At 66.9% G+C, this 25192-nt stretch carries 26 protein-coding genes; 19 read left to right on the forward strand and 7 right to left on the reverse strand.

The window, feature by feature from the left end; translation table 11 throughout:
- Positions 1-160: 160 nt before the first annotated feature.
- The 9 genes from GVL12_RS07970 to GVL12_RS08010 all read left to right on the forward strand — a co-directional run bounded on the left by GVL12_RS07970 (position 161) and on the right by GVL12_RS08010 (position 8953).
- Positions 161-985: a VOC family protein gene (locus tag GVL12_RS07970; RefSeq protein WP_159912633.1), complete on the forward strand. Its 825-nt coding sequence runs from the start codon at positions 161-163 to the stop codon at positions 983-985.
- Positions 986-992: 7 nt separating this feature from the next.
- On the forward strand, positions 993-1775 hold the full coding sequence (locus GVL12_RS07975; RefSeq protein WP_159912635.1) for an IclR family transcriptional regulator: 783 nt from the start codon (positions 993-995) through the stop codon (positions 1773-1775).
- The gene (locus GVL12_RS07980; RefSeq protein ID WP_159912637.1) at positions 1772-3409 is read left to right on the forward strand and encodes a bifunctional 3-(3-hydroxy-phenyl)propionate/3-hydroxycinnamic acid hydroxylase; all 1638 of its coding nucleotides are present in this window, start codon (positions 1772-1774) and stop codon (positions 3407-3409) included. The genes GVL12_RS07975 and GVL12_RS07980 overlap by 4 nt, the downstream gene beginning before the upstream one ends.
- A gap of 75 nt (positions 3410-3484) precedes the next feature.
- Positions 3485-4459, forward strand: a complete 975-nt coding sequence (locus GVL12_RS07985; RefSeq protein WP_159912639.1) for a tripartite tricarboxylate transporter substrate binding protein — start codon at positions 3485-3487, stop codon at positions 4457-4459.
- A 16-nt stretch (positions 4460-4475) separates the two neighbouring features.
- Positions 4476-5315: a fumarylacetoacetate hydrolase family protein gene (locus GVL12_RS07990; RefSeq protein WP_159912641.1), complete on the forward strand. Its 840-nt coding sequence runs from the start codon at positions 4476-4478 to the stop codon at positions 5313-5315.
- A 3-nt stretch (positions 5316-5318) separates the two neighbouring features.
- Complete coding sequence (locus GVL12_RS07995; RefSeq protein ID WP_159912643.1) at positions 5319-5699, forward strand: nuclear transport factor 2 family protein; 381 nt, start codon at positions 5319-5321, stop codon at positions 5697-5699.
- The gene (locus GVL12_RS08000; RefSeq protein WP_159912645.1) at positions 5696-6424 is read left to right on the forward strand and encodes a class II aldolase/adducin family protein; all 729 of its coding nucleotides are present in this window, start codon (positions 5696-5698) and stop codon (positions 6422-6424) included. The genes GVL12_RS07995 and GVL12_RS08000 overlap by 4 nt, the downstream gene beginning before the upstream one ends.
- A 94-nt stretch (positions 6425-6518) precedes the next feature.
- Positions 6519-7493, forward strand: a complete 975-nt coding sequence (locus GVL12_RS08005; RefSeq protein WP_159912647.1) for a tripartite tricarboxylate transporter substrate binding protein — start codon at positions 6519-6521, stop codon at positions 7491-7493.
- 317 nt (positions 7494-7810) lie between these two features.
- Positions 7811-8953, forward strand: a complete 1143-nt coding sequence (locus GVL12_RS08010) for a hypothetical protein (protein ID WP_159912649.1) — start codon at positions 7811-7813, stop codon at positions 8951-8953.
- 19 nt (positions 8954-8972) lie between these two features.
- On the opposite strand, the gene GVL12_RS08015 is transcribed toward GVL12_RS08010, so the two are convergent.
- A complete protein-coding gene (locus GVL12_RS08015; RefSeq protein WP_159912651.1) occupies positions 8973-9983 on the reverse strand; it encodes a LacI family DNA-binding transcriptional regulator in 1011 nt (336 codons plus the stop codon).
- 322 nt (positions 9984-10305) lie between these two features.
- On the opposite strand from GVL12_RS08015, the gene GVL12_RS08020 reads away from it, so the two are divergent.
- On the forward strand, positions 10306-11472 hold the full coding sequence (locus GVL12_RS08020; RefSeq protein WP_159912653.1) for a mandelate racemase/muconate lactonizing enzyme family protein: 1167 nt from the start codon (positions 10306-10308) through the stop codon (positions 11470-11472).
- A 41-nt stretch (positions 11473-11513) separates the two neighbouring features.
- On the forward strand, positions 11514-12491 hold the full coding sequence (locus GVL12_RS08025; RefSeq protein ID WP_159912655.1) for a tripartite tricarboxylate transporter substrate binding protein: 978 nt from the start codon (positions 11514-11516) through the stop codon (positions 12489-12491).
- A gap of 51 nt (positions 12492-12542) precedes the next feature.
- On the opposite strand, the gene GVL12_RS08030 is transcribed toward GVL12_RS08025, so the two are convergent.
- The gene (locus GVL12_RS08030; RefSeq protein ID WP_159912657.1) at positions 12543-13535 is read right to left on the reverse strand and encodes a D-2-hydroxyacid dehydrogenase family protein; all 993 of its coding nucleotides are present in this window, start codon (positions 13533-13535) and stop codon (positions 12543-12545) included.
- 48 nt (positions 13536-13583) lie between these two features.
- On the opposite strand from GVL12_RS08030, the gene GVL12_RS08035 reads away from it, so the two are divergent.
- The 3 genes from GVL12_RS08035 to GVL12_RS08045 all read left to right on the forward strand — a co-directional run bounded on the left by GVL12_RS08035 (position 13584) and on the right by GVL12_RS08045 (position 14588).
- Positions 13584-13802 carry a RidA family protein gene (locus GVL12_RS08035; protein ID WP_159912658.1) on the forward strand — a complete coding sequence of 73 codons (219 nt, stop codon included), beginning with the start codon at positions 13584-13586 and terminating at the stop codon, positions 13800-13802.
- 161 nt (positions 13803-13963) lie between these two features.
- Entirely contained in the window at positions 13964-14329 is a 366-nt protein-coding gene (locus GVL12_RS08040; RefSeq protein ID WP_159912659.1) for an SH3 domain-containing protein, read from the forward strand.
- Between the two features lie 97 nt (positions 14330-14426).
- Positions 14427-14588 carry a DUF3526 domain-containing protein gene (locus GVL12_RS08045; RefSeq protein WP_200843585.1) on the forward strand — a complete coding sequence of 54 codons (162 nt, stop codon included), beginning with the start codon at positions 14427-14429 and terminating at the stop codon, positions 14586-14588.
- 88 nt (positions 14589-14676) lie between these two features.
- Here the strand turns inward: GVL12_RS08045 and GVL12_RS08050 are convergent, their stop codons facing one another.
- On the reverse strand, positions 14677-15834 hold the full coding sequence (locus tag GVL12_RS08050; protein WP_159912660.1) for a citrate synthase family protein: 1158 nt from the start codon (positions 15832-15834) through the stop codon (positions 14677-14679).
- A 106-nt stretch (positions 15835-15940) separates the two neighbouring features.
- Between GVL12_RS08050 and GVL12_RS08055 the strand changes: the two genes are divergently transcribed.
- From GVL12_RS08055 to GVL12_RS08075, 5 genes are all read left to right on the forward strand, one after another.
- On the forward strand, positions 15941-16894 hold the full coding sequence (locus GVL12_RS08055; RefSeq protein WP_159912661.1) for a 2-hydroxyacid dehydrogenase: 954 nt from the start codon (positions 15941-15943) through the stop codon (positions 16892-16894).
- A 40-nt stretch (positions 16895-16934) separates the two neighbouring features.
- A complete protein-coding gene (locus GVL12_RS08060; RefSeq protein ID WP_159912662.1) occupies positions 16935-17918 on the forward strand; it encodes a tripartite tricarboxylate transporter substrate binding protein in 984 nt (327 codons plus the stop codon).
- Complete coding sequence (locus tag GVL12_RS08065) at positions 17915-18643, forward strand: fumarylacetoacetate hydrolase family protein (protein ID WP_159912663.1); 729 nt, start codon at positions 17915-17917, stop codon at positions 18641-18643. Before GVL12_RS08060 ends, GVL12_RS08065 begins: the two co-directional genes overlap by 4 nt.
- A 13-nt stretch (positions 18644-18656) precedes the next feature.
- Positions 18657-19415 (forward strand): SDR family oxidoreductase, encoded by a 759-nt coding sequence (locus GVL12_RS08070; protein ID WP_159912664.1) that lies wholly within the window; start codon positions 18657-18659, stop codon positions 19413-19415.
- Positions 19416-19489: 74 nt separating this feature from the next.
- Positions 19490-20464: a tripartite tricarboxylate transporter substrate binding protein gene (locus GVL12_RS08075; RefSeq protein ID WP_159912665.1), complete on the forward strand. Its 975-nt coding sequence runs from the start codon at positions 19490-19492 to the stop codon at positions 20462-20464.
- Between the two features lie 33 nt (positions 20465-20497).
- Here the strand turns inward: GVL12_RS08075 and GVL12_RS08080 are convergent, their stop codons facing one another.
- The 4 genes from GVL12_RS08080 to GVL12_RS08095 form a co-directional block, all read right to left on the reverse strand.
- Positions 20498-21025, reverse strand: coding sequence for a Fur family transcriptional regulator (locus GVL12_RS08080; protein WP_159912666.1), 528 nt, complete (start codon positions 21023-21025; stop codon positions 20498-20500).
- Positions 21026-21104: 79 nt separating this feature from the next.
- Entirely contained in the window at positions 21105-23516 is a 2412-nt protein-coding gene (locus GVL12_RS08085; protein WP_159912667.1) for a TonB-dependent receptor, read from the reverse strand.
- A 134-nt stretch (positions 23517-23650) separates the two neighbouring features.
- Positions 23651-24658 (reverse strand): FecR domain-containing protein, encoded by a 1008-nt coding sequence (locus tag GVL12_RS08090; RefSeq protein WP_159912668.1) that lies wholly within the window; start codon positions 24656-24658, stop codon positions 23651-23653.
- The gene (locus GVL12_RS08095; protein WP_200843586.1) at positions 24658-25173 is read right to left on the reverse strand and encodes a sigma-70 family RNA polymerase sigma factor; all 516 of its coding nucleotides are present in this window, start codon (positions 25171-25173) and stop codon (positions 24658-24660) included. The genes GVL12_RS08090 and GVL12_RS08095 overlap by 1 nt, the downstream gene beginning before the upstream one ends.
- Positions 25174-25192 lie beyond the last annotated feature (19 nt).

Raw genomic sequence — 25192 nt, forward strand, 5'->3', positions numbered from 1 at the left:
AACCGGACCGATCCGGCATGCCAGGCCTGCAGCCGCGCCCAACAAAGATAGGCAAGAGTCTCACCCAGTGAGATTTCTCTTTGACAGCCATTTGCCGCGCGGCGAAAGTGGCAGCACCAAGACAAGCCCCGACCCACCCATTTCCCAAGCGAGCCAGATCATGGAACTGCAAGCCACGCTGCACAGCATTCACCTCACCTCTCCCGACCCCCTGGCCATGGCCCAGTTCTACAGTCGCACCTACGGCATGCAGATGCAAGCGCTGGAAAACGGCTTTCGCTGCCGCGGCCCGGGGCGTGAACTGCGGGTGTCCACCGGTGCGGCGCACCAGTTGCACCATGCCCATTTCGCGCTGAGCACGCCGGCCGCATGGCACGCGTTCCAGGCACGGGTCGCCAGCCTGCCCCAGCACGCCGTGCCCGCGAATTGCTGCGATGGGCAGGCAATGGCACTGCGCGATCCGGACGGCAACCTGGTGGTCTTCAGCGCGCCGCAGGCCGATGCCCACGCCCTCGAAGCGCCCCTGCCGCCGGCGACGCTGCAGCACTTCGCGCTGCGTACGCCCAACATGCCGGTGATGCTGGCCTTCTACACCGAGCAGCTCGGCCTGGTGCTTTCCGACGCCGTGCGTGATCCGCAAGGCCATCTGCGCGCCTGCTTTCTGCGCAGCGATGCGCTGCACCACGCGCTGGCCCTGTTCTTCGCTCCCGAGGCCTGTTTCGACCACCAGTCCTTTGAGGCCCCCGACTGGAACAGCATGAAGACCTGGGGCGACCACATGGCCGCGCAGCGCGTGCCCATCGTCTGGGGCCTGGGCCGCCACGGCCCCGGCAACGATGTCTTCTTCATGGTCCGCGACCCCGACGGCAATCTGGCCGAAATCTCGTCGGAGATCGAGGAATGCGCGCCGGGCCGCCCGGCCGGCGAGTGGCCACACGAGGAGCACACGCTCAATCTGTGGGGCAAGGCCATCCTGCGCAGCTGAGCCGCACATGTCCAGCCCCCACCGCATGCTGCGCATCCTCGGGATGTTCAGCCTGGAGCGCCCGGTGATCAGCCCCGAGTGGCTGATCACCGAACTGGGCGTTTCGCGCGCCAGCGTCTACCGCGACCTCGGCCAGCTGGCCCGGGCCGGCATGCTCGAACGCGTGGCCGAGCGCGGCTATGTACTCGGCCCGCTGGTGGTCGAGCTGGACCGCCAGATCCGCCTGTCGGACCCGCTGCTCGAGGCCGCGCAGGAGTTGCCGGCGCAGCTCGCCGAAGAGACCGGCGGAACGGTGTTGCTGTGCCGCTTCCATGGCAGCAAGGTGATGTGCATCCACCAGGTGAACGGCCGCAACCCGGCGCTGTCGGTGAGCTACGAGCGCGGCCGGGCCATGCCGCTGTACCGCGGCGCCACCTCCAAGATCATTCTGGCCTACCTGCCGCTCAAGCAGCTCAAGCAGCTGTGGGCCAGCGAGCGCACGGCGCTGGTGGCCGCGGGCCTGCCCGACGATTTCACCCTGCTCGCCCAGGAGCTTGCGGACCTGCGCGACACCGGGTACTGCATCACCGCCGGCGAAGTGGACCCGGATGCCGTGGGCTTTGCCGTGCCGCAGCGGGACGGCGAGCACCTGCTCGGCAGCCTGAGCGTGGTGATGCCCGCGGCTGACCTGAGCGAGGCCCGGCGCAAAAGCACGCTCCATCGCCTGCAAAGCGCCGCAGGCCGCATCGAGGGCCGACTGCAAGACCAGCGCCAGAAAGCGCGCGCAACCAAAAAAACGGAGACTCCATGAATGCAGCCCTGCCCCAGTCGCTGACGCCGCCCTCGGCGGCCGATGCCCATTTCCCGGTGGTCATCGTCGGCGCCGGACCGACCGGCCTGATGCTGGCCAACCTGCTCGGCGCCCAGGGTATAGAGACCCTGGTGATAGAGCGCAGCAACAACACCGTCGGCGAGCCGCGAGCGGTGAGCATAGACGACGAAAGCCTGCGCACGGTGCAGGCCGCCGGCCTGATCGGCGAAGTACTGCCGCAGATAGTCCAGGGCTACGGTGTGCATTACTTCTCCTGGCGCGGCAAGGAGTTCGCACGCATCGAGCCGCAGAGCCTGGAATACGGCCACGCCAAGCGCAATGCCTTCCGCCAGCAGGTGCTGGTGGGCCAGTTGCGTGACGGACTGCAACGCTTCACCCATGCCACGATCTGGTTCGGCCACAGCCTGGTGAAGTTCCGCGACGAAGGCCTGGACGGCGATGCCGTGCACCTGGAGCTGTCCCATGCCGGCGCGAGCAAACACATCACCTGCCAGTGGCTTGTGGCCTGCGATGGCGGGCGCAGCGGCGTGCGCGAGCAGTTGGGCATCGCCCTCACCGGCAACACCTACGATGAAAAATGGCTGATCGTCGACCTGCTCGAACGCGACAGCCCCTTCCGCCACACGCGTACCTACTGCGATCCAGCGCGGCCGGCGATCCGCCTGCCCGGACCGGCCGGCACGCTGCGCTACGAATTCATGCTGCATCCGGGCGAGGACCCCGACAGCATGCTGGACGAAACGCTGGTGCGCGACCTGATCCGGGCGCGCGAACCCGGCGACGCCGCGCTGGCCATCACGCGCACCGTGGTCTACGCCTTCCATGCGCGCGTTGCCGAACGCTGGCAATCGGGTCGCGTGTTCCTTGCCGGCGACGCCGCCCACCTCACGCCGCCGTTCGCCGGCCAGGGCATGAACAGCGGCGTGCGCGACGCGACCAATCTGGCCTGGAAGCTCGCTGCCGTTGTGCGCGGCGACCTGCACGCCAGCCTGCTGGCCACCTACCAGCAGGAGCGCAAGCCCCATGCCTGGTCGCTGATCCAGATGGCGATGCGCATAGGCCGCTTCATGCAGCCCAAGTCGGTGTTGGCTGCATCCATGGCCCAGGTGGCGCTCAAGCTGTGCAGCCTGTACAGGCCGGTGCGCGACTATGTGCTGCAGCTCAAGTTCAAGCCCAAGCCGCGCTTTCATGAAGGCTTCTTCCTGCCCGGGGAGAACGCGGGTGCGGCGGTGGTCGCGGGACAGTTGCTGCCACAGCCGCGCATGGAACGGCCCGACGGCAGCCAGGTGTGGCTCGACGACATGCTGGGCCACGACTTTGCCTGGATAGGCCTGGCCGGCGCCGTGCCGCCCGAAGGGCTGGGCCTTGCCTGCCGCCGCGTGCGCCTGGTGGCGCAGCAGGACGACTTCCTCCAGCCAGACCCCCATGTGGACACGGTGCTGCGCGACGTGCAGGGCACGCTCGAAGGCATCCTGCGCAGCGCCGGCGCGAATGCGCTGCTGCTGCGCCCCGACCGCTACGTACTGGCCTACCTGGGCCGTCCCGGCGCCGACGATGGGCAGCTGGCTTCGCTGATCCAGCGCTACGCGCCGGCGCGCGTCGCTGCGCGCTGAGCCGCACGCTCCTTCCCTTCCGTACCCTTCCAGGCGGCGACAAGACCGCTCCTTTCCCTTGTTCAGGAGACAAGCATGAACCCACTGTTCCCCCGCCTTCTGGGCGCTGCGATGCTCGCCGCCCTCGCCCTGCCCGCCCAGGCGCAGAACTATCCGACCCGGCCCGTGCGGGTGGTCACGCCCTTCCCCGCCGGCAGCGGGCCCGAAGTCGCGCTGCGCCTGGTCGCGGACCGCCTGAGCAAGCGCTGGGGCCAGCCGGTCATCGTCGACAACCGCCCCGGCGCCAGCGGCTTCATCGCCATCGAGGCCGTCAAACGTGCGAACCCCGACGGCCACGAGCTGCTGCAAATGGACAACGCGCAGATGGCCGCCCAGCCCTTCCTGTTCAAGAAGCTGCCCTACGAGCTGCTGCGCGACTTCGAGCCCATCACGCCCATTCTGCGCAACTACTTCTTCGTGACCGTGCCCGCGGCCAGCCCCTACAGGAACCTGGGCGACCTGCTCGCGGCGGCCAGGGCCGCGCCGGGCCGGATCAACTACGGATCCTGGTTCGTCGGCAGCCCGGGCCATATCGGCGCGGCGATGCTGGAGACGGCCACCGCCACGAAGATGACCCATGTGCCCTACAAAGAGATGTCGCAGCTGTACGTCGCCGTGGGCAACCAGGAGCTCGACTGGGCGTTCGGCAGCGCGGCCAGCGCCGGCGCCATGCAGCGTGCGGGCAAGGCGCGCTATCTCGCCGTCGCAGCCCCGACACGCGTTGCCGGCTTCAAGGACGTGCCCACCATCGCCGAATCGGGCGGCCCCGCGGGCTTCGAACTCAGCGCCTGGACGGCCTTGCTGGCCCCCAAGGGCACGCCCAGGCAGGTACTCGAAAAAATCCAGCAGGACGTGGCAGCGGTACTCGCCGACCCCGAAGTGAAGGACAAGTACACCGCCATGTTCTACGAGCCCTATGCGCTCGATACCGAACAGTTCCTGCAGCAGCTGCGCGCCGACACCCAGCGCTATGGCGACGCCATCCGCCAAAACCACATTTCCCTCGACTAAGCACAGAAAGACCCTCATGAAACTCATCAGCTACCTGCATAACGGCCAAGCCGGCTGGGGCGTGGTCCAGGCCAGCGCCGTGCTGCCCCTGCACAGCGCTCAATACCCGACACTGCTCAGCGCCCTGGAGGGCGGCCAGCTCGACGCCATCGCCGCCGCCGCGCATGCGCCCGCCATCGCTCTCGCCGACATCCAGTTCCTGCCTGTGATCCCCACGCCCGGCAAGATCTTCTGCGTAGGCCACAACTACGAAGAACACCGCATAGAAACCGCGCGCGACAAGACCCAGAACCCGCTGCTGTTCATGCGCGTGGCCGAATCGCAGACCGCCCACCTGCAACCCATCGAACTGCCAGCCGAATCCAGCCAGCTCGACTACGAGGGCGAGATCGCGATCGTCATCGGCAAGGCCGGCCGGCGCATCCGGGAAACCGAGGCCTGGGAGCATATCGCCGGCTACAGCGCCTACAACGACGGCTCCATCCGCGACTGGCAACGCCACACCATGCAATTCACCGCCGGCAAGAACTTCAGCCGCACCGGCGCCTTCGGCCCCTGGCTGGTGACGCGCGACGAGATCGCCGATGGGGCCGAACTGTCGCTGGAGACCCGGCTCAACGGCGCGCTAATGCAGCGCACCACCACGGCATCGATGATCTTCCCGATTCCGGTGCTGATCGCCTACATCTCCACCGTCACCACCTTGCAGCCCGGCGACGTGATCGTGACCGGCACCCCGGGCGGCGTGGGCGCCAAGCGCACGCCACCGGTGTGGATGAAGCCGGGTGACCGCGTCGAGATCGAAGTCGGCCAGGTGGGCGTGCTGGCGAACACCATAGCCAACGAAGCGGTCTGAAGCATGAACACGCCAGACGAAACCGGCCTGCGGGCCGCGGAAGAGAGCCGGCGCCAGGCGATGCTGGCGGCCGACACCCAGCGGCTGTCCGAGCTGCTGTCGCAGCAACTGGTCTACGTGCACTCCAACGGCGGGCGCGACAACCGCGACAGCTACCTGGACAAGCTCGCCAGCGGCCGCCTGCGCTACGCCACGCTGGAATTTGCGGCGCCGCAGATCCGGCTGATCGGCCGCGCAGGCATGGTCCACTCCCTCATGCGCGCCACCGTGCTGCGCGACGGCGGCCAGCACGCGGTGGCGAGCAGCACCCTGGCGGTCTGGGAGCACGGCGCCACCGGCTGGACACTGCTGGCCGTGCAGGCCTCGCCGGAAGCTGCCCCATGAAAGCGCCCGCCGCCGCCGTGGTGCAGGAGCTGGTGCTGGCCAACCACATTCTCCACGCCCAGGGCGTGGTCGACGGCTTCGGCCACGTGAGCCGGCGCCACCCCGACAACGCCAGCCACTTCCTGCTCTCGCGCAGCCGCGCGCCGGCGCTGGTCGAGGCCGCGGACATCGGCGTCTACGACCTTGAGGGCAGGCCGCTCGCCCAGGTGAACGGCGCGCCCTATCTGGAGCGCTTCATCCACAGCGAAATCTACAGGGCCCGGCCCGACGTGATGGCCATCGTGCACAGCCATTCGGCCAGCGTGATTCCGTTCGGCGTCACCGGCCAGCGGCTGCGTCCGATCTTCCACATGGCGGGCTTTCTCGGCAGCGGCTCGGCCCACTTCGAGATTCGCGATGCCGTGGGCGACAGCGACCTTCTGGTGAGCACCCCCGCGCTCGGCCGCGCGCTGGCGACATCGCTGGGCGCCTGCAGCTGCGCGCTGATGCGCGGCCATGGCAGCACGGTGGTGGGCCACTCGCTGCAGCAGGCGGTGTTCCGCGCCGTCTACACCGAGGTCAATGCCCGGATGCAGGCCACAGCGATGGCGCTGGGCCCGGTCACCTACCTCAGCCCCAACGAAGCCGAACGCGCCGCCACCGCCAACGACGGCCAGATCGGGCGCACCTGGGCGCTGTGGGCGCATGCGCTGAAGCAGACACCAGGCCAGGGCTGCTCTGGATGAGCCTCGCGGGTCCCTGCGGCCAACAGCCGCAGAGGCTCGTGCGCAAGAGACCTGACCCTCTGATGGAACAACATACAACGCACGGAGACAAAGCATGATTTTCAAGAATATCCTCGGTTCACTCGGCCTGGCCCTGGCCTGCCTGGCGCTGACACCGGCGGCCCTGGCACAAGCCTTTCCCGGCAAGCCGGTGCGCCTGATCGTTCCCTACGGCACCGGCGGCGGCGCCGATACCCTGGCACGCCAGCTTGGCGCCAGCCTGCAGCCGCTTTGGGGCCAAGGCGTGGTGGTGGAAAATCGCGCCGGCGCCTCGGGCAACATCGGCTCGGACGCCGTGGTGCGCTCGCCCGCCGACGGCCATACCCTGCTGCTGCAAAACAGCACCATGGTCGCCAACATGGGCCTGGGCGTCAAAATGAATTACAGCCCGGAGAAGGACCTCACGCCCATCATGCTGCTCGGCAGCACGCCGATTGCGCTGGTGGCGCACCCCGCCCTCGGCATCACGGACCTCAAGGGGCTGCGGGAGTACGCCCGCGCCCATCCCGGCCGCTTGAGCTACGCTTCCTGCGGCATAGGCACCCCCATGCATTTCGCCATGGAGCTGATCAAACAGAGAACCGGGCTGGACGCGGTACATGCCGGCTACAAGGGCTGCTCTCCGGCCCTGACCGACGTGGTGGGCGGGCAGATTCCGCTGGCGGTGCTCAGCGCCAACCTGGTCGTGCCCTATGTCAAGGCAGGAAAACTGCAGGTGATAGGCGTGGCCACGACGGCGCGTTACCCGTTGCTGCCCGACGCGGCCACTTTCGAGGAGCAGGGTCTGCAGCCCATGGAGTTCTCCACCTGGTTTGCGCTGATGGGGCCGGCCAGACTGCCCCCCGAAGTGGTGACGCGCGTGGCCACCGATGTTCGCAAGGTGCTCGCCGACCCTGCGGTCCAGACCCGGCTGTCGACCGCCGGCGTGGAGCCGTATCCCGGCGACGGCGCGGACCTGCTCAAGCTGATCCGCGCGGAGCAGTTGCGCTACGCACAACTGGCCAGGTCGGCAAACATCAAGGCGGAGTGAGCACGCACCTGACGGCGCCCGCGCTCACCACCGAAGTCGGCCGCGACGGGCTGCGTTCAGCCGGGCTATGAACTCGTGGTGCGCGAGAGCACCTGAATTTCGCTCCGGCGACCGGCGTCGGCGCGCGCCGACGCGGGCCCGGTAGCGGCGCCAGCAAGCGGGCGAGCGCCGCTCCGGCATGGGGTCGCGGCCCCACACAGTTCAATGGAGGCGACTCATCACGCACTGCATTCGATGTTTGCAGGCCATTGAACGCGTGCGCCCCGCGCCTCTGGAAACGAGGCATTCCGCCAGCACCCTGCCAAAGGAGATCCAAGATGATGAACGGCCGACGGCCCCACTGGGGCGCAATGATCGTAGTGGCGGGAGTGGTGTCCGGATGCGGCGGAGGGTCGGGAGACGGCAGCGGCGAGACGGTGGAGCGTTCAAGCACGACCACCAGGCCTTCCATCGTGGCGGGCGGCAATGTCAACCTCATCACGGGCGCTGACGCAAGAAAGGCGATTGCGCCCGAGGATTTCCATTTCTACGACATGCAGGGCTTTCGCGCCTTCTGGCACCACAGCTATGCGAACAGCTCGCTCAAGCTGCTGATCAGCGCGATAGGGCCGAAAAAGCTGCTGGACCATCTCGAAAGCTTCAGGACAACGACGCAAGACCCCGATGCCCGCACCGCTGCGGCGCAGTTCATCGAACTGATTCACGCGGCATACACCTCCTACGGCAGCGTTGACACCCATGCGTTCATCGTCGGTCTGCAAAAACTCGCGCCATTCAACAAGCGCAATGCAGCGGGCGAGTGGGAGTTCAAGCTCGACAGCGATGTGTTTTCCAAGGAGCAGGATCCGCAGCAATTTCTGGCCTTGTTTTCGGAGTTATTCCGTCTCGACACCCTCCCTGGCTGGTCCTTCGACCTCGATGAAACCTATGTTCACCAAGGGCAGGAGCGCGCGCACAAGCGCGAGAAGAGCCGCTTTCAGATGTTCCAGCCGATCGACCTGGGCCGTATCAGGCCCGAGGATGTCGCCCGCTTGAACCTGCAGAAGATTGTGGACCTGCTGCATGCGCAGGACGAGGCACAGATCCGCTGGAACGATGCAGACACGGCGCCCACCACGGTCCAGGTGATCAGGCAGGTGAGCATTCCGGATGCAGAGAACTTCGACCGCTTGACCATCAGCCTTCAAGGCACGCTGGCCGGCGCGACAACGCTCTCGATCAAAGGTGCGGTCACGCTCCCTGCCGTTGACCAGAAAACCGGGAAGAAGCTATTGCTCACGCTCAGGCCCAAGGAAATTGTGGCCTGGGCCAATTCGCGCTACTCCATCCGCATCAAGAATCACGAGCTGGAGTGGATGAAGCACAGCGAAAGCTCTGTCTTGCCCGCCGAATCCGGGGATGACAAAGACAATGCCCAACTGGTCAACTTCGCCGTGACCAATATCGTGCCCGCCCCCTGACGCCATTCACCCCGCAGCGCTAGCGGTGCGCCAGTGATGTCGAGCGCCGCTCGATGATGCGAAAGCCGACATCGACGATGGCATTCGCGACCGGCGTGCCGTTGCTGCGATCGATGATGAGCTGGGCCGCGATCCGGCCAATGGCGCCGCCGTCTACATGCACCGTCGTCAGCGACGGCTGCATGTCGGCCGCGAAATCGGCATTGCCGAAGCCGCACACGGCCAGCTCTTCGGGAACGCGTATGCCGCGGGCCTGCGCCTCGGCCAGCACGCCTTGCGCCAGTTGGTCTGAGCTGCAGTAGATCGCCTGCAGGCCGGGGTCCTTTTCCAGCAACTCGGTCAGCGCCCGGCGCCCCAGGCCCAGGCTGCTGGGCGCGGGCACGACCGCCGTGGGAACCTCCCTGCCGATCGCTGCCAGAAAGCCTTCACGGCGCAAGCCGCCGCGGTGGTCGTCGCCGGTGGCGATGCCCACGCGCTGCCAGCCCTTGGCAAGAAAGTAACCCGCGATGGCGCTGCCCACCTTCACATGCGAAAAACCCACGAGCATGTCCACGGGGCGCTCGCTCAGGTCCCAGGTCTCGACCACGGGAATGCCCACGCGCCGCAGGCGCTCGCGCGCGCTGGCCGAATGCACCAGGCCGGTAAAGACGATGCCGTCCGGGCGCCGGCTGATCATGGTGTTGATCAGCGCTTCCTCATGTGCATGGTCGTAACCCGTCTGCCCGAGGATCAGCTGGTAACCGGCATCCGACAGCAGATCGGTCAGCGACTGCACCGTGGGCAGGAACTGCGCCACGGAAATCGCCGGCACCAGCCCCGCGACCATCATGCTGCGTTTGGACTTCAGGCCACCGGCCAGCAGGTTGGGTATATAGCCCACGGCCTCGGCCGCCGCCTGCACCTTGAGGATCGTATGGTTCGATACCAGCTTGGGATTGGTCAGCGCGCGCGAGGCGGTGATCAGCGACACACCCGCGGTGCGGGCGACGTCGTGCAAGGTGGCGGCTTTGAAGGGGACGGAAGTGTTCATGGACATGGGTCCGCCCGGTGCGGGCAGCCTGACAACGTGGCTAGTTTACGGCCTGCGTCAGGGCCGCGGCACAAGACAGCAATGCCGCAGGCGGCTGGCCGTGCCCGCAGATCATTGCAACACGCACAGGGAAAACCCCGTCGCCAAGCTCTTGACTCACAAAATGACAACGTTATCATTTTCAAAGTTTATGGAGGAAACATAGCACTGAGGGAACGAAAGACATGTTCCTTTTTTGACAAATGAAAGCCCTGCAAAACCTCCAGCAGCCAATTTTCAATTCCTGAAAATGACAACGTTATCTATCTTGAAGAGCCACAAAATGAACGCTTCCCAGCCCTTGCCCGATAACACCCCTGTGCCCGCAGACAGCATCGCCTGGGTGCGCGTTTCCTCGTGCTATCTGCCGCTGGCCAATCCGATCAGCGATGCCAAGGTACTGACCGGGCGCCAGAAGCCCATGACCGAAATCGCCATGCTGTTCGTGGAGATAGCGACCAAGGACGGCCACCAGGGCCTGGGCTTCAGCTATTCGAAGCGCGCGGGCGGACCGGGCCAGTTCGCGCATGCCAGGGAAATCGCTCCGGCGCTGATAGGCGAGGACCCGAGCGATATTTCCAGGTTATGGACCAAGCTGCAATGGGCCGGCGCGTCGGCGGGGCGCAGCGGCATGGCGGTACAGGCCATAGGCGCCTTCGACGTCGCGCTCTACGACCTCAAGGCACGCCGCGCGGGCCTGTCGCTGTCCAAGCTGCTGGACTCGCAGCGCGACTCCGTGCGCTGCTACAACACGTCGGGCGGCTTCCTGCATACGCCGCTCGAGCAACTGCTGGTCAACGCCGCGGCCTCGCGCGAGCGCGGCATAGGCGGCATCAAGCTCAAGGTCGGCCAGCCCGACCAGGCGCTGGACGTGCAGCGCGTCGAAGCCGTGCGCAGGCACCTGGGCGACGACATGCCGCTGATGGTCGACGCCAACCAGCAATGGGACCGGCCCGCAGCGCAGCGCATGTGCCGCATCTTCGAGCAGTTCAATCTGGTGTGGATAGAGGAGCCTCTGGACGCCTACGACTTCGAGGGCCACGCCGCGCTGGCCGCGCAGTTCGACACACCGATTGCCACCGGCGAAATGCTGACTTCGGCGGCCGAGCACGCCGAGCTGATACGCCACCGCGCGGCCGACTACCTGATGCCCGATGCCCCGCGCGTGGGCGGCATCACGCCGTTCCTGCGGATTGCTGCCCAGGCCGAGAACGCCGGGTTGGCGCTGGGCCCGCATTTCGCGATGGAATTGCATGTGCACCTGGGCGCGGTCTATGCGACCGAGCCCTGGGTCGAGCATTTCGACTGGCTGGAGCCGCTGTTCAACGAGCGACTGGAAATCAAGGACGGGCGCATGCAGGTGCCCACGCGCCCCGGCCTGGGCCTGAGCCTGAGCGAACAGGCCAGGGTCTGGACGCGCGAAGTCGCGGAAATCGGCAAACGGCCCTGACCTGAACCCCCTGCCCCTTCCCACTACAAAAAGGAGACAACATGCGCCTTTCTCTCACTCCCCTGCATTGCGCAGCCGCCGTGCTCATGGCCTGCGGCGCCCTTGGCGCCAGCGCGGCCGACAAATACCCGACGTCGCCGGTGCGCATGCTGGTCGGCACGCCGGCCGGCGGCACGACCGATGTGGTCGCGCGCCTGATCGCCGTGAAGATGGCCGATACCCTGGGCCAGACCGTCGTCGTGGAGAACAAGCCCGGCGCCAGCGGGCTGATCGCCGCAGAGAGCGTGGCAAAAGCCAGCGCCGACGGCTACACCATACTGATGGCGCCCTCGCAGCTGGCCACTTACCGCGCGCTCTATCCCACCACCAGCTTCGATCCTGAAAAACAGCTGCTGCCCCTGGGCCTGATCGCAACCTCGCCTTATGTCATGGTGGTGCATCCCTCGCTGCCGGTGAAGACCTTGCCCGAGCTGATTGCCTATGCCAAGGCCAATCCGGGCAAGATCTCCTACGCCGGCTCCACGCCAGGCTCGGCCCAGCATCTTGGTTGGGACATGATCAAGCGCAAGACCGAGACCGACATGCAATACGTGCCCTACAGAGGCACGAGCGCGCTGATGCCTGATCTGCTGGCAGGCCGCCTGCAGGCCGGCATAGACAACGTCGCCATCCTCACGCCCTACATCAAGAGCGGCCAGCTGCGGGGCATCGCCGTGACCAGCGCCAGCCGGACCGCGCTGCTGCCGGAGCTGCCCACCGTGGCCGCCAGCGGCCTGCCCGACTTTCGCGCCATGGGCTGGTTCGGCGTATTCGTCACAGGCAAGGTGCCGCCCGACGTGCTGGCCGCGCTGCGCAATGCCGTGCACGCCGCCGCCTCGGCACCCGACACGCGCGACAAGCTCGCAGGCCTGGGCGCCGAGCCCCAGGCAGGCCTTGCCGATGAACTCGCGGCCCTGCTGCACAGCGAATCGACGGTGTGGAGCAAGGTCATCAAGGACGGCAATATCTCGCTGCAGTGAGCAGGCCGGGCCTTGGGGCCTCCCCCATGACAGCTGGAAAATATCAGCGCTTCATTCGGGTTTGCCGAGCGCCGCGGGATTGCAGACATTGGTCGGCGATCCCGCAAAGAAGCTGACCACGTTCTCGAAGGCCGCGCGGAAGTACAGCTCGTAGCCCTTTTGCTCGACATAGCCCAGATGGGGCGTGGCAACGATATTGTCGGCAGAGAGAAACGGTGCATCTCCGGCCACGGGTTCGGTCTCGAACACGTCGAGCGCCGCGTAGCCGGGCCGCCCCTGGGCCAGCGCCTGCTGCAGCGCGCCCGGCGCCACCAGCTCCGCGCGGCTGGTGTTGACCAGCAAGGCCGAAGGCTTCATGGCCTGCAGGTCCTCAAGGGCCACGATGGCCTGCGTGGCAGCGTTGAGCCGCAGGTGCAGGCTCACGACATCGGCCTGCGCGAAGAAGCCCTGCTTGGAATCGGCAACGCGATAGCCGTCGCTGAGCGCCTGCGCACGGCTGGCTTCGCGGCCCCAGATGAGCACGTCCATGCCAAAGGCCTTGCCATAGCCCGCGACGCGCTTGCCCAGCTTGCCGTAGCCCCAGATGCCCAGCGTATCGCCTTGCAGCGCGCGGCCCGGGGTGTTGAAGCGCGCGTCCAGCGACGACGTCTGCCAGCGCCCGGCCTTCATGTGCGCGACATATTGCGGAATCTTGCGGTACGCGGCCATGATCAGCGCCCAGGTCAATTCGGCCGGTGCCGTGGGGTCGCCCACCCCTTCGGCAATCGCCACGCCGGCCTCGGTTGCGGCCGGCACATCGATATGGCCGCTGACCTTGCCGGTCTGCGATATCAGCTTCAGCCTGGGCAGCCGGGCCAGCAGGCGCGCGGTGATTTCCGTGCGTTCGCGGATCAGCACCAGCGCATCGAAGTCCTGCAGCGCGGCGGCGAGCTGGTCCTCGTCCATCGCCTGCGTGAAAACGGTCACGTCGTGCGCGTTCAGCAGCGTGTAGCAGCCCAGTTGGCTGACGGCATTCTGGTAGTCATCGAGTACGGCAATCTTCATCTTCGTCCCTACAGCGCATGGTTGGTGTGGCCTGCATTATCGATCCTCATGCCCGGTATTTCTCGAGTGGTCATGGACAGCGTGTGCCGCACGCTCACGCAGGTAGGCAGCGCCATTGAGAACGTGGTGAAAGTCAATGTCTGGCTCTCCGACCTGGCGGACTTCGCCGCGTTCAATGAGGTCTACGCCGCCTATTTCCAGGCTGGCCCAGCATTCAATGTGGAAGTCGAAGTGCAGGCGCTGGACAGGCAGCGCGCAGTCATTTGATTGCGCGCCGCCGCCGAGCACACGGACAGCGGATACCGGAGTTCCCTCGGCACATGGACGAACCTGGTTAGCATGCCATGCATTGCTCGCCTTTCAGACCAAATCCCGCAAAGGCCATAGCACGGTGCGCGCGCGATGGCGCCCGGTAAGGACCATTGAGAATGAACACCAGGAACTATCTGGCCACCCAGGCCCACACCAGCGAATACCCCGAGCCCATCACCTTTTCCCAAGGAACTATTCTTGCCGTCGGTGAGAAATATGCCGGACCCGAGGGCTGGGACGACTGGTATTTCTGTGAACTCGCGGGACAGGACGGCGGCTGGGTTCCGGTGCAAGTCCTCGCGTTCATCGACAACCAGACGGCCCGTGCGCTTGAAGACTACACGGCCAGGGAACTGAATGTACGTGTCGGCGAAGCGCTGATCGGCGGCAGAACGCTCAACGGCTGGGTCTGGTGCGAGAACCCAAGGACAGCGGAGTCGGGCTGGGTGCCGCTTTCACATCTGCGGGACGCAGGGCAATGATCGCCTGCACCCCGCTCAGAAGCCGAACCTGGCCGACAGAAACACTTCCCCGCCCCACTTCGAGATAGCCAACGGGGCACTCACCCGCGCCCTGCCCATGCATCAGGGCCTGGACCTGATGCCGGCCCAGCGCCAGGCCGTGCATGGCGCCTGGGACATGCCGCGCGAAGATACCATGGAGCGCTTCTTTGCGAGCCACCCCGAGTGGAAAGACACGGCCGCACTGCTTGCTCAAACCAAGGACTTTCTAAGTCATTGATTTATGAGACGAAAATCTGTTTCTCAAGCGTCCTGAGCCCGTCGAAGGATCGAAGGATGAACGGCCTGCCTCCAGCGCGAGCCGAGCCCTACCCCATCTCCGGCACCACCCCCATATAACGCCCGCGTGGGCGTATCACCTGCGCCACCTCGAGCTGCTCCAGGCTATGCGCCAGCAAGCCTATGCTGCGCGCTGTGGCGAACAGGCTGAAAGCCGCGTCATGCGGCAGCCTGTGGCGCGCCATCAGCGCCGCCAGGGCGACATCGATGTTGGGCTGCAAGCCGGTCAGCAGCGTTGCCTTCTCGATGAAGCGCGCGATCACCTCCGGCGGCTCGGTCAACGCCAGCAAGGCCGCGGCCCGCGGATCGCCGTCGGGATAGATGTGGTGGCCGAAGCCGGCGAGCGGCAGCCCCATGGACAGATGGTGTTCCAGCACCTTGTCCGCGCCCAGCCGCTCGACTTCGCTGAACAGCGCCTGCACCCGGCCCGAGGCATCTCCATGCAAGGGCCCCGAAAGCGTGGTCAATCCGGCCAGAAGGCAGGCAGGCAGCGAGGCGCCGGTCGAGGCCGTGATGCGCGCGACAAACGCTGAACTGGTCAACTCGTGATCGAGCAGCAACACCATGGCCGTGCGCAGCAGATCAGCCACCTTGGTCGATTGCTTCCAGCCTTTGGCAAACCGCAGGTGCAGCGGCTGGTTGCCCGGCGCCGCGCCAAACGCATCGGCCAGTTGGCCCACCAGGCTCTGGCCCTCGATATGCAGCACGCGCGTGAGGCGTCCGCGCGTGGAATGCCCGGTGGCCGATAGCGCCGCCAGGGTGGTGAACGCTGCGATCCGCCCGGGCGTGGCCGGGCGCAGGTGCGCGGGTGGCGCGGAGCAGGAGAAATCGACGGCCTGCTCGGCGCCCCACAGCAGTTGCGCCGCCTCTTCCGGCGTGGCGGATCGCGCCAGTTCCACCGCGTCCTGGCCGCGGTAATACGGGCGCCCGCGAAAGAAGGCGCTCAAGGCAGTGGGGATGCTGGGCTCCGAGCCGAACAGCGTGTTGGCGGCCAGGGTCTCATGTTTTCGGCCCGCCTCCTTGCGTTTGGCCAGGCCCGCCACGTCCTCGGCACGGTACAGGCTGCGGCGCGTATCGCCGGGGTCGGCCATTACTTCGATCTTGCCGCGGCTGACGTAGGCATAGACCGTCTGCGGGCGCACGCCGAGCAGCGCGCAGGCCTCGTTCATCGAAATCCAGGAAGCCATGGGAAACACCTATGCTTTATATATGTTGATTTTATACATCAATATTGACCAGATTATCAAGTGAAAACTAGGATGCAGACATTCCTGCAAAAACCTGGTGACCGCCATGAAAGCCCACATCCTTCAACTCAACCCCATCCTGATTCCGGCGATCAACGAGCAGCTCGCGGCGCTTTATACCGTGCACAAGTTCTACGAGCTGGCCGATCAGAAAGCCTGGCTGACCGAACATGGCGCGTCCGTCGCCGCCGTGATCACGGGCGGCCACACCGGCATTTCGCAGGCGCTGCTCGAACAATTGCCCGCCCTCAAGGTGGTCGCGGTCAACGGCGTGGGCACCGATGCGGTGGATCTGGCCTACTGCCGCGGCCGCGGCCTGCCCGTCACGGCCACGCTGGGCGCATTGACCGAAGACGTCGCCGATCTGGCGATTGGCCTGCTGATCGCGGCCTGCCGCAATCTGTGCGCGGGCGACCGCTTCGTGCGCGACGGCCAGTGGGAACTCAACCCCCAGCCCAGCGCCACTGCGCTCGCCCGGCGCTTTAGCGGAATGCGCGTGGGCATCGTCGGCATGGGGCGCGTGGGGCGCGCCGTCGCAGTGCGGGCCGCAGCGTTTGGCTGCCCCATCAGCTACACCGATCTACGCCCAATGGAGGACATCGCGCACCGGTTTGTGCCTCATCTCATCGATCTGGCACGTGACTGCGACGCGCTGGTGCTGTGCGCAGCGGCCGATAGCGCCGAAGGCATTGTCAACGCGGCCGTGCTCGAAGCGCTCGGGCCGCGCGGCTTCCTGGTCAACGTCGCGCGTGGCCGCCTGGTCAATGAAGCCGACCTGACTGCGGCACTGGTCGCCGGGCGCATTGCCGGCGCGGGCCTGGACGTATTCGTCGACGAACCCCGCGTGCCCCTGGCGCTGCGCGAGTCCGACGCCGTGACCCTGCAGGCGCATCGCGCCAGCGCGACCTGGGAGACGCGTACCGCCATGGGCGAGATGGTGCTCGCCGGCATTGCCCAGGCGCTCGCGGGCCAGCGCCCCACCATGAGCCTCACGACCTAGGCGCTCCGCCCCAAAAGATAACAACAGGAGACAAACCACCATGACCACCACCACCCGCCGCCTCGCCTTCACCCTCGCCCTGGCCCTGGGCGCCACCGCTCTTGCGCCCGCGGCCTTTGCCCAGTCCTATCCGTCTCGCCCCGTGACCCTGGTCGTGCCCTTCCCGCCCGGAGGCGGCACCGATACCGGCGGGCGGGTGATCGCCGAACAGCTGAGCCGGCGCTGGGGCCAGACCGTGATCGTCGAGAACAAGGGCGGCGCGGCCGGCCAGATCGGCGCCGATCTGGTGGCCAAGGCCAAGCCCGATGGCTATACCTTGCTGCTGGGCAACATCGGCACGCAGGCCATCAACCCTTCGCTCTACGCCAAGCTGCCCTACGACCCCGACAAGGCGTTTGCTCCGGTCTCGCTGGTCGCCGAGTTGCCGCTGGTGATGATGATCAACCCCACCGTCGCCGCCAGGACACCCGCCGAATTCATCGCGCTGGCCAAGGCCCAGGCCGGCAAGCTGTCGTACAGCAGCTCGGGCGCGGGCGGCGCGCCGCACCTGGTGGCGGAAATGTTCAAGGACCAGACGCACAGCTTCATCGTGCATGTGCCCTACCGCGGCGGCGGCCCGGCGATTGCCGATCTGCTCGCGGGCCATGTCGATCTGTCGTTCATGACGGCGCTCGAGGCTTCGGGCCATATCAAGGCCGGCAAGCTGCGCGCGCTGGCGGTGACCAGCGACAAACGCTTGCCTGCGCTGCCCGAAGTGCCCACGCTGGCCGAAGGCGCGCTGCCGGGCTTCAACGCGATTTCGTGGATAGGCCTGCTCGCGCCCGCGGGCACGCCCCAGGACATCGTCGAGAAGATCGCCGCCGACGTACGCGCCGTGCTCGCCGACGAAGCCGTCAAGGCACGCTTTGCGGCGCTGGGCGGCGTGCCGCGCGCCACCTCGCCGCAGGATTTCGGCAAGCTGATCGCGGCCGACAAGGCGCGCTACGCCGAAATCATCCGCAGCCGCAAGATCACCACCCAATGAGCGCCGTGATCGACCTGGTCTTTCCGGCGCCCGCGCCGGCCACCTTGGCTGTCGCAGGCAGCAGCGCCCGGTTCCCGCTGGGCCGCGTATTCTGCATAGGCCGCAACTATCGCTGGTCGGCCGATGAGGCCGCGCCCACGCAGCTGCCCGCCTGGTTCATGAAGCCCGCGAGCGCGGTCTGCGCAGCGCAAGGCGCGCTGCCCTATCCATCCGCGACGCGCGACTTCTGCCATGAGATCGAACTCGTTGTGGCCATGGGCCGCGGCGGTCGCGACATCGACGCGGCCCAGGCCGAATCGCATATCTGGGGCTATGCCGCGGGCCTGGACCTCACGCGGCGCGATCTGCAGCAACAGGCCAAGCAGGCCGGCGGCCCCTGGGAGCCCGCAAAGGCTTTCGATCATTCCGCGCCCTGCACGCCGCTGGTGCCGGCCGAAACCCTGGGCCACCCGAGACTGGGCGCGGTATGGCTCACGGTCAACGGCGTAGCACGCCAGCGCGCCGATGTGTGCGATCTGCTGTGGTCCGTGCCCGAACTCGTGGCCATGCTGTCGCGTTCGGTCACGCTGCTGCCCGGCGATCTGATCCTCACAGGCACGCCCGCGGGCGTGGGGCCGCTTTCGCCCGGAGACGTCGTCACGGGCGGCGTCGCGGGCATAGGCCAGTTTTCCATGACCGTAGGCAGTCCCGCAGACCGGGGCGCGACGGGCATTCATCAACCATGACAGGAGCTTCCCCTTGAACAATTCCCCGAAAATAGCGCTGGTCACCGGCGCCGGCAGCGGCATTGGCCGCGCCACGGCACTCGGTCTGCTCACCGACGGCTGGAGCGTGGTGCTTGCCGGCCGGCGCGCCGAACCGCTGCAGGCGCTGGCCGCCGATGCCGCCGAACGCGGCCAGACCGCGCTGGCCGTGCCCACCGATGTCACCGACCCCGACAGCGTGCAGGCGCTGTTCGATGCGATAGAGCAGCGCTTCGGCCGGCTCGATGTGCTGTTCAACAACGCAGGCGTCAATGCGCCGGCCGTGCCGATAGACGAACTGCCGCTGGACAAATGGTTCAGCGTGCTCGACACCAACGTCTCGGGCATGTTCCTGTGCGCACGCGCGGCCTTCGGGCTGATGCGCCGCCAGTCGCCCCAGGGCGGGCGCATCATCAACAACGGCTCGATCTCGGCCTACACGCCCCGGCCCTTCACCGCACCCTACACGGTGAGCAAGCACGCAGTCGCGGGCCTGACCAAGGCGCTGGCGCTCGACGGGCGCGCGTTCGACATCGTCGCCAGCCAGATCGACATCGGCAATGCGCTGACCGAGTTGTCGGAGCGCATGACGCGCGGCGTGCTGCAGGCCAATGGCACGACCGCGCCCGAACCGATGATGGACGCCAGCCACGTGGCCAACGCGGTGCGCCATGTGGCCGCGCTGCCGCTGGAAGCCAACATCCTCAACATGACCATCATGGCCAGCGCCATGCCCTTCGTGGGCCGCGGCTGACGGCCTGGTGAACAGCGTATAGCGCCCGACCGCGGCGCTGGAAGACGACAGAGAAAACCACAAAGGAGACAAGCATGCAACGCACAGCACTTTTCAAGATCCTGGCCGCGACGGCCGCCCTGGCCCTCGCACCCACGCTGGCCTCGGCGCAGAACTATCCGACGCGGCCCATCAAGATCATCGTTCCGGCCCCTCCGGGCGGCGCGATCGACACCATCGCGCGCGTCGTGGGCGACAAGCTCGGCGCATCGATGGGCCAGGCCGTGGTCGTCGACAACCGGCCCGGCGCCTCCAACAACCTGGGCACGGATGCGCTCGCCAAATCAGCGCCCGACGGCTACACGATAGGCATCGTGGGCGGCAGCCACAACATCAACAAGTTCCTGTTCAAGAACCTGGGCTGGGACCCGGAGAACAGCTTCGAGCCCATCGTCTACACCCACGAGGTGCCGCTGGTGTTCGCCATCTACCCGCAGATTCCTGCCAGGACGCTGCCCCAGTTCGTCGCCTGGATGAAGGCCAACCCCGGCGAGGCCAAGGTGGCCACCTCGGGCCGCGGCAGCGCGCAGGAAATGGCGGCCGAGATGTTCCGCATGGCCAGCGGCGCGCCCATGCTGCTGGTGCCCTACAAGGGATCTTCGGCCGCCCACCCCGATCTGCTGGCCGGGCGCACCGCGCTCTACATCGACACGATCAGCGCGATCCAGGCGCAGGCCAAGGCCGGCAACGTACGCGCCATTGCGGTGTCTACACGCAAGCGCAGCCAGTCGTTGCCCGACGTGCCGACCGCAAGCGAACAGGGGCTCAAGGACTACGACGCCAACACGAATGGCGGCTTCCTCGCGCCAGCCGGCACGCCCAAGGCGATCGTGGCCAGGCTCAATGCCGAGATCAACGCAGCGCTCAAGCTGCCTGACGTGCGCGCCAAGCTCGAGGCCGCGGGCATCGAGGTCCAGGGCGGAACGCCGCAGGAATACGCGGCGCTGATCAAGTCCGATCTGGCCAAGTGGGGCAAGGTGGTCAAGGAAGCGGGCATACAGCCGGATTGAGGCCGGCTTGCCGAGGCGGCGGTCGCAAATACCTCAGGGCTGGCCCGCAGCCGCCGGCGCCTGGCGCGCGCGGCGCGCCGGTTTTGCCGCGGGTTCGGCGGGAGCTGCCTTCACGGCAGGCGCGGCACCGGCCGCCGCAGCACCGGCCACCGCAGCATCACAGCGCGCGCATTGGCCATGCAGTTCCACGGTCGCCGCGCTCATGCGAAAGCCGTTGTCCTTGGACCAGCCCTTGAGGCGCCGCTCGATCGCGGTGTCGGAGAACTCATCGACACGGCCGCACTGGTCGCAGATCGCGAACACCACCAGACCATGCTGGTGGTCGTGCGGATGGGCGCAGGCGACAAACGAGTTCATCGTCTCGACGCGGTGCACCAGCCCGTATTCGATCAGCTTGTCCAGCGCCCGGTACACCTGCTGCGGCGCGCGCAGCCCGTCGGCCTGCAACTGGGCGAGCAGCGCATAGGCGCTGGCCGGGCTCTCCTCGCGGGCCAGTGCGCTGAGCACCAGGGTCTGGTGCCGGGTCAGCTCGGGAGGGTGCGTGTGGGTGGCTGGCGACATGGCTTGCGGACGTTATGCTGTAACAGCCCCGAGTTTATCGCGTCCCAGGCCCAAGGCACCCACTCAGGGTGCAGCATTGTCAATACCGGTGCACGAGCGTCAGCAGCAGATTGCGCGGCGTGCCATATGACTTGGTCTGGTAGAAGTTCAGCTGCGTCAGGTAGTTCTTGTCGAACGCATTGTTCAGGTTGACCTGCAGCGACGTCTGCGGCGTGAATTCATACCGCGCCATCAGGTTCACGAGCGCATAGCTTGCCTGCTCGCTGCGCCGCTGCAAAACGGTGCCCGAACTGTCCGCGCCCCAGGCCAGGCCCCAGATATCGCCCTGGTAGCGCAGGCCGCCACCGACAACCAGCTTGCCGCCCGTGGCCGCCACGCGATAGGTCGCGAACAGATCGAAAATGCTGCGCGGCAGCGTGGTGCTCAGGTCCTTGCCCGCCTGGTCCCTGATGTTGTAGTGCGTGTAGCCGAGCTTGGCGTTCCAGCCCGGCAGCAGTTCGCCCGAGACTTCGAACTCGAAGCCCTTGCTGTTCGCGCCCTTGGCGCCGTAGTAGGCCTGCGTGAGGCCGTCGGGCGTCATCGCGTCGATGTCGGGCTGGGCCAGATTGTTCTGCAGGATGTTGAACACCGAGAACGAAGCATTGAGGCGGTTGTCGGCCGAGGCCGCCTTCACGCCGACCTCGCGGCTCTTGCCGACGACGGGGTCCAGGTAGCGGCCATTGCGGTCCAGCGCGTCCTGCGGCTGGAAGATGTCGGTGTAGCTGGCATAGGCCGAGAGGCCGTTGCCGAAGTCATACACCGCCCCCGCATACGGTGACAGGTGCGTGAACTTGTCGAGTTCCTTGCGCTCCCAGCTGCTGTAGCGCGCGCCGACGATGAGCTTGAGCGGATCGGTCAGCGACAGCCGCACGGCGCCATAGAGGCCATTCTGGCGCGTCGCCATATCGGACTCGACATAGGTCTCGCCCCAGCCGGGCATGGGCAGCGCCCCCTTCCAGTCCAGCAGGCTGCCGGTATAGCGCTGGATCTGCACCAAGGGCGCGCCTATGATCAGTTGCTCCTGCCGCGACGCATTGCCGCCGAACACCGCTTCGTGCTGGCGGCCCAACCACTCGAAAGTGCCTTCGGCCTTGGCATTGATCGCGTCCTGCGCGCGCTGGCCGCGGTACCAGTAGCTGTAGGGCGTGGCGTCGACGTTGTAGCTCACGGGTTCGACACGGCCGACCGCCATCGCGAGCTGAGCGTCATAGCTTTGCTTGCTGTAGGTGTAGCCGACATGCGTCTTCCAGCCGTTGTCCAGCGCATGGTCGAGCGAGACAAAACCGCTCCTGGTGGTGGTGCTCCAGTGGTTCCAGCCCGGCGCCAGATTGGTGGAGCGGTCCCAGTCGATCACTTCACCGTTGGTGAACCAGATCGGCACGCCGCCCCAGGACGAGCCCTTGGGCCGGTTGACCTGGTAGTCCGCGCCCACGCGCAGCAAGGTAGCGGGCGTCAGGTCCGCCTCCACGGTGCCGAACAGCAGGTTCTTGTTCTTCTCCTGGCGGTCCTGGAAGGTGTGGGCGCGCTGGCCCGCCGCCACGAATCGGCCGCGCACGCTGCCTTCGGCGTTGAGCGGCGTCGAGACGTCGACATCGCTGCGGTAGTTGTCCCAGGAGCCGGCCGAGACGGAGACTTCGCCCGTCAGTTGCCTGCTGGTCGCGCGCTTACGCACCAGATTGACCGAGCCGCCGGGATTGCCCGCGCCCGTGAGCAGGCCCGTCGCGCCGCGGATGATTTCAATGCGGTCATAGATGGCGGCATCGAGTTCGTTCTCGCCGGCTGCATAGGGCGAGCTGAAAGTCGTTGCAACGCCGTCATAGAGGTAGTTGTCGACATTGAAGCCGCGGTAGGAGAACGACGAGCGCTCGCTGTCGTAGCTGGACTCGGCCACGCCCGTGGTGGTGCGCAGGACTTCGGACAGGCTGCGCACGGCCTGGTCCTCGATGCGCTGGCGCGTGACGACTTCGATCGACTGCGGCGTCTCGCGCGGCGCAAGCAGCAGGCCCGTGGCCGCGGAAGTCGCGCGCGCGGTGTAGCGGCCCGTGCCTTCGGTCGTGGCGCCGTCCCCCTCGGGCGCAGCTTTCACGGTCACCGTGGCCAGCGTCTGGCCTGCGGCCGCTGCATCCGCGGAAGGCGCCTGCGCCTTGCGCACCGTGAGAATGCCGCTGCCCGTGCGGTGCAGGTCAAGCCCGGTGCCGGCCAGCGCCTGGCGCAGCGCGGCCTCGGGCGTGAGCTGGCCGCGCACCGCGGGCGCGGGCAGCCCGCGCACCAGATCGGCATCGAGCGACAGCGCCGTGCCGCCCTCGTCCGCGATGCGCAGCAGGCTGGCGCTCAGCGGCTGCGCAGGCACGTCGTAGGATTGCGGCACACCGCTGGCGGCCTGGGCGCCGGCGCAGGCCAGCAGGCACACGCTGGCCAGAAAGCGAAGTCGAAACGAAGACTTGGAGGACATGGTTGGACTGAGGAAGAGAGGATGCAGAACCAGAAGAACCTGGGCTTTCCTCTGTATGAGGGACTCGCGCGCAAAAGCGGCCGTCCTTTCTCCAAATTTCTCCAGATTTCGCCAGCAATGTTTGGCGTTCGCTCTCAGGCCGCGAGTTCCACGCGCACCAGCCACCCGCCCGAATGGCGATGGACGTCGATGGGCAGCGTTTCGGCCAGCGCCTGCAGCGCCGCATCGCTGTCGTCGAGACCGAAGATGCCGGTCACGCGCAGACGCGCCGCCGCGAGCGATACGCGGATATAGCCCAGGCGATAGGGCTTGAGCGCGGCGAGCACTTCGCCGAGGCGCTGGTCTTCGGCATGCAGCACGCCATGGGTCCAGGCCGTGGCCGAGGCGGCCAGCCCTGCCTGCGCCAGGCGCGCGATCTGCGCGCCATCGATCCAGGCGCCCTGCCCTTGCATCAGGGTCTCGCGCTGCGCCGGCTCGGCAAGAAGCGTGCTGATCTCCAGCGCATCGCGCAGCGCCACCGCCTGGGTGCGCGCCTCTTCCTGGCGCACCATGAACTGCGAACCCAGCGCACGGATGCTGGCGTGCTCGGTGCGCACGACAAACGGCACATGCGCGTTGGCGGCCACTTCGGCGCGCAGCTGGCCCTGGCGCAGCTGCACCAGCCTCAGGCCGTCGCTGAAACGCACGTCCACCGAGGAACGCGCATCGAGCTGCAGGCGGCTGCCGTCGGCCAGGGTGAAGGTCCTGCGCTCGCCCGTCGCGGTATGCAGGTCGGCACGCCAGTCCGCGAGCAGCCCGCTGCTGCGTGCCACCCAGCTGCTGCCCAGGCCCAGGCCTGCGACGCCCAGCGCCGCGCGCAGCACGCGGCGCCGGCGCGCGCTCAGCACCGCTGCTTGCTCGATCGCGCTGGCGACGGCGTCGGCTCTTGCGCCGCTGGGCTTTACCTTGCCGGCGCTCGCCAGGCCGAATGTCGCGTCCAGGGCTACGCCCAGGCTTTGCCATGCGTGCAGATGCCGGGTGTCCGCCGACAGCCAGGCGCGAAACGCCGCGCGCTGGGCCTCGCCCACGGCGCCCGAACGCAGCTCAACCATCCAATCGATGGCTTGCTCCGTGACCGCATCGAGGGAAGTCCTGCGCGCCATCAGGATTGCAGCGCCAGCATGCAGCAGCGCAAGCCGTCGGCCATATAGCGCCTGACCATGCGCTCGGACATGCCTATGCGCTGCGCGATTTCCGCATAGGTCAGGCCGTCGAGCTGGCTCAGCAGAAACGCCGTGCGCGCCTTGGCGGGCAAACGCTCCAAGGCATTGGCGATCGCTTCGAGCGACTCGCGCAATACCGCGCGCTCTTCGGGCGACGGCGCACAGGCTTGGGGCAGCGCCGCGAGCGCGTCCATCCAGGCACGTTCGAGATCGCGCCGGCGCCAGGTCTCGGTGAGGATGTTCTTGGCAATGGTCGTCAGATAGGCGCGCGGCTCGTGCATCGCATGCAGGCGCTTGTAGCCCATCACGCGCAGAAAGGTTTCCGAGCTCACGTCCTCGGCCTCGGCCGCATCGCGCAGGCGCTTGCGCAGGCGATCGAGCAGCCAGGGCTGGTGGGCGGTGAACAAAGCGGCGGCGGCCGCTGCATCGGCCGCCGGCATGGGAGTGCTGGACACGAAATATATTGAATGAGAA

This window comes from Pantoea sp. 18069, assembly GCF_902706035.1.
Lineage (GTDB): Bacteria > Pseudomonadota > Gammaproteobacteria > Burkholderiales > Burkholderiaceae_C > Comamonas.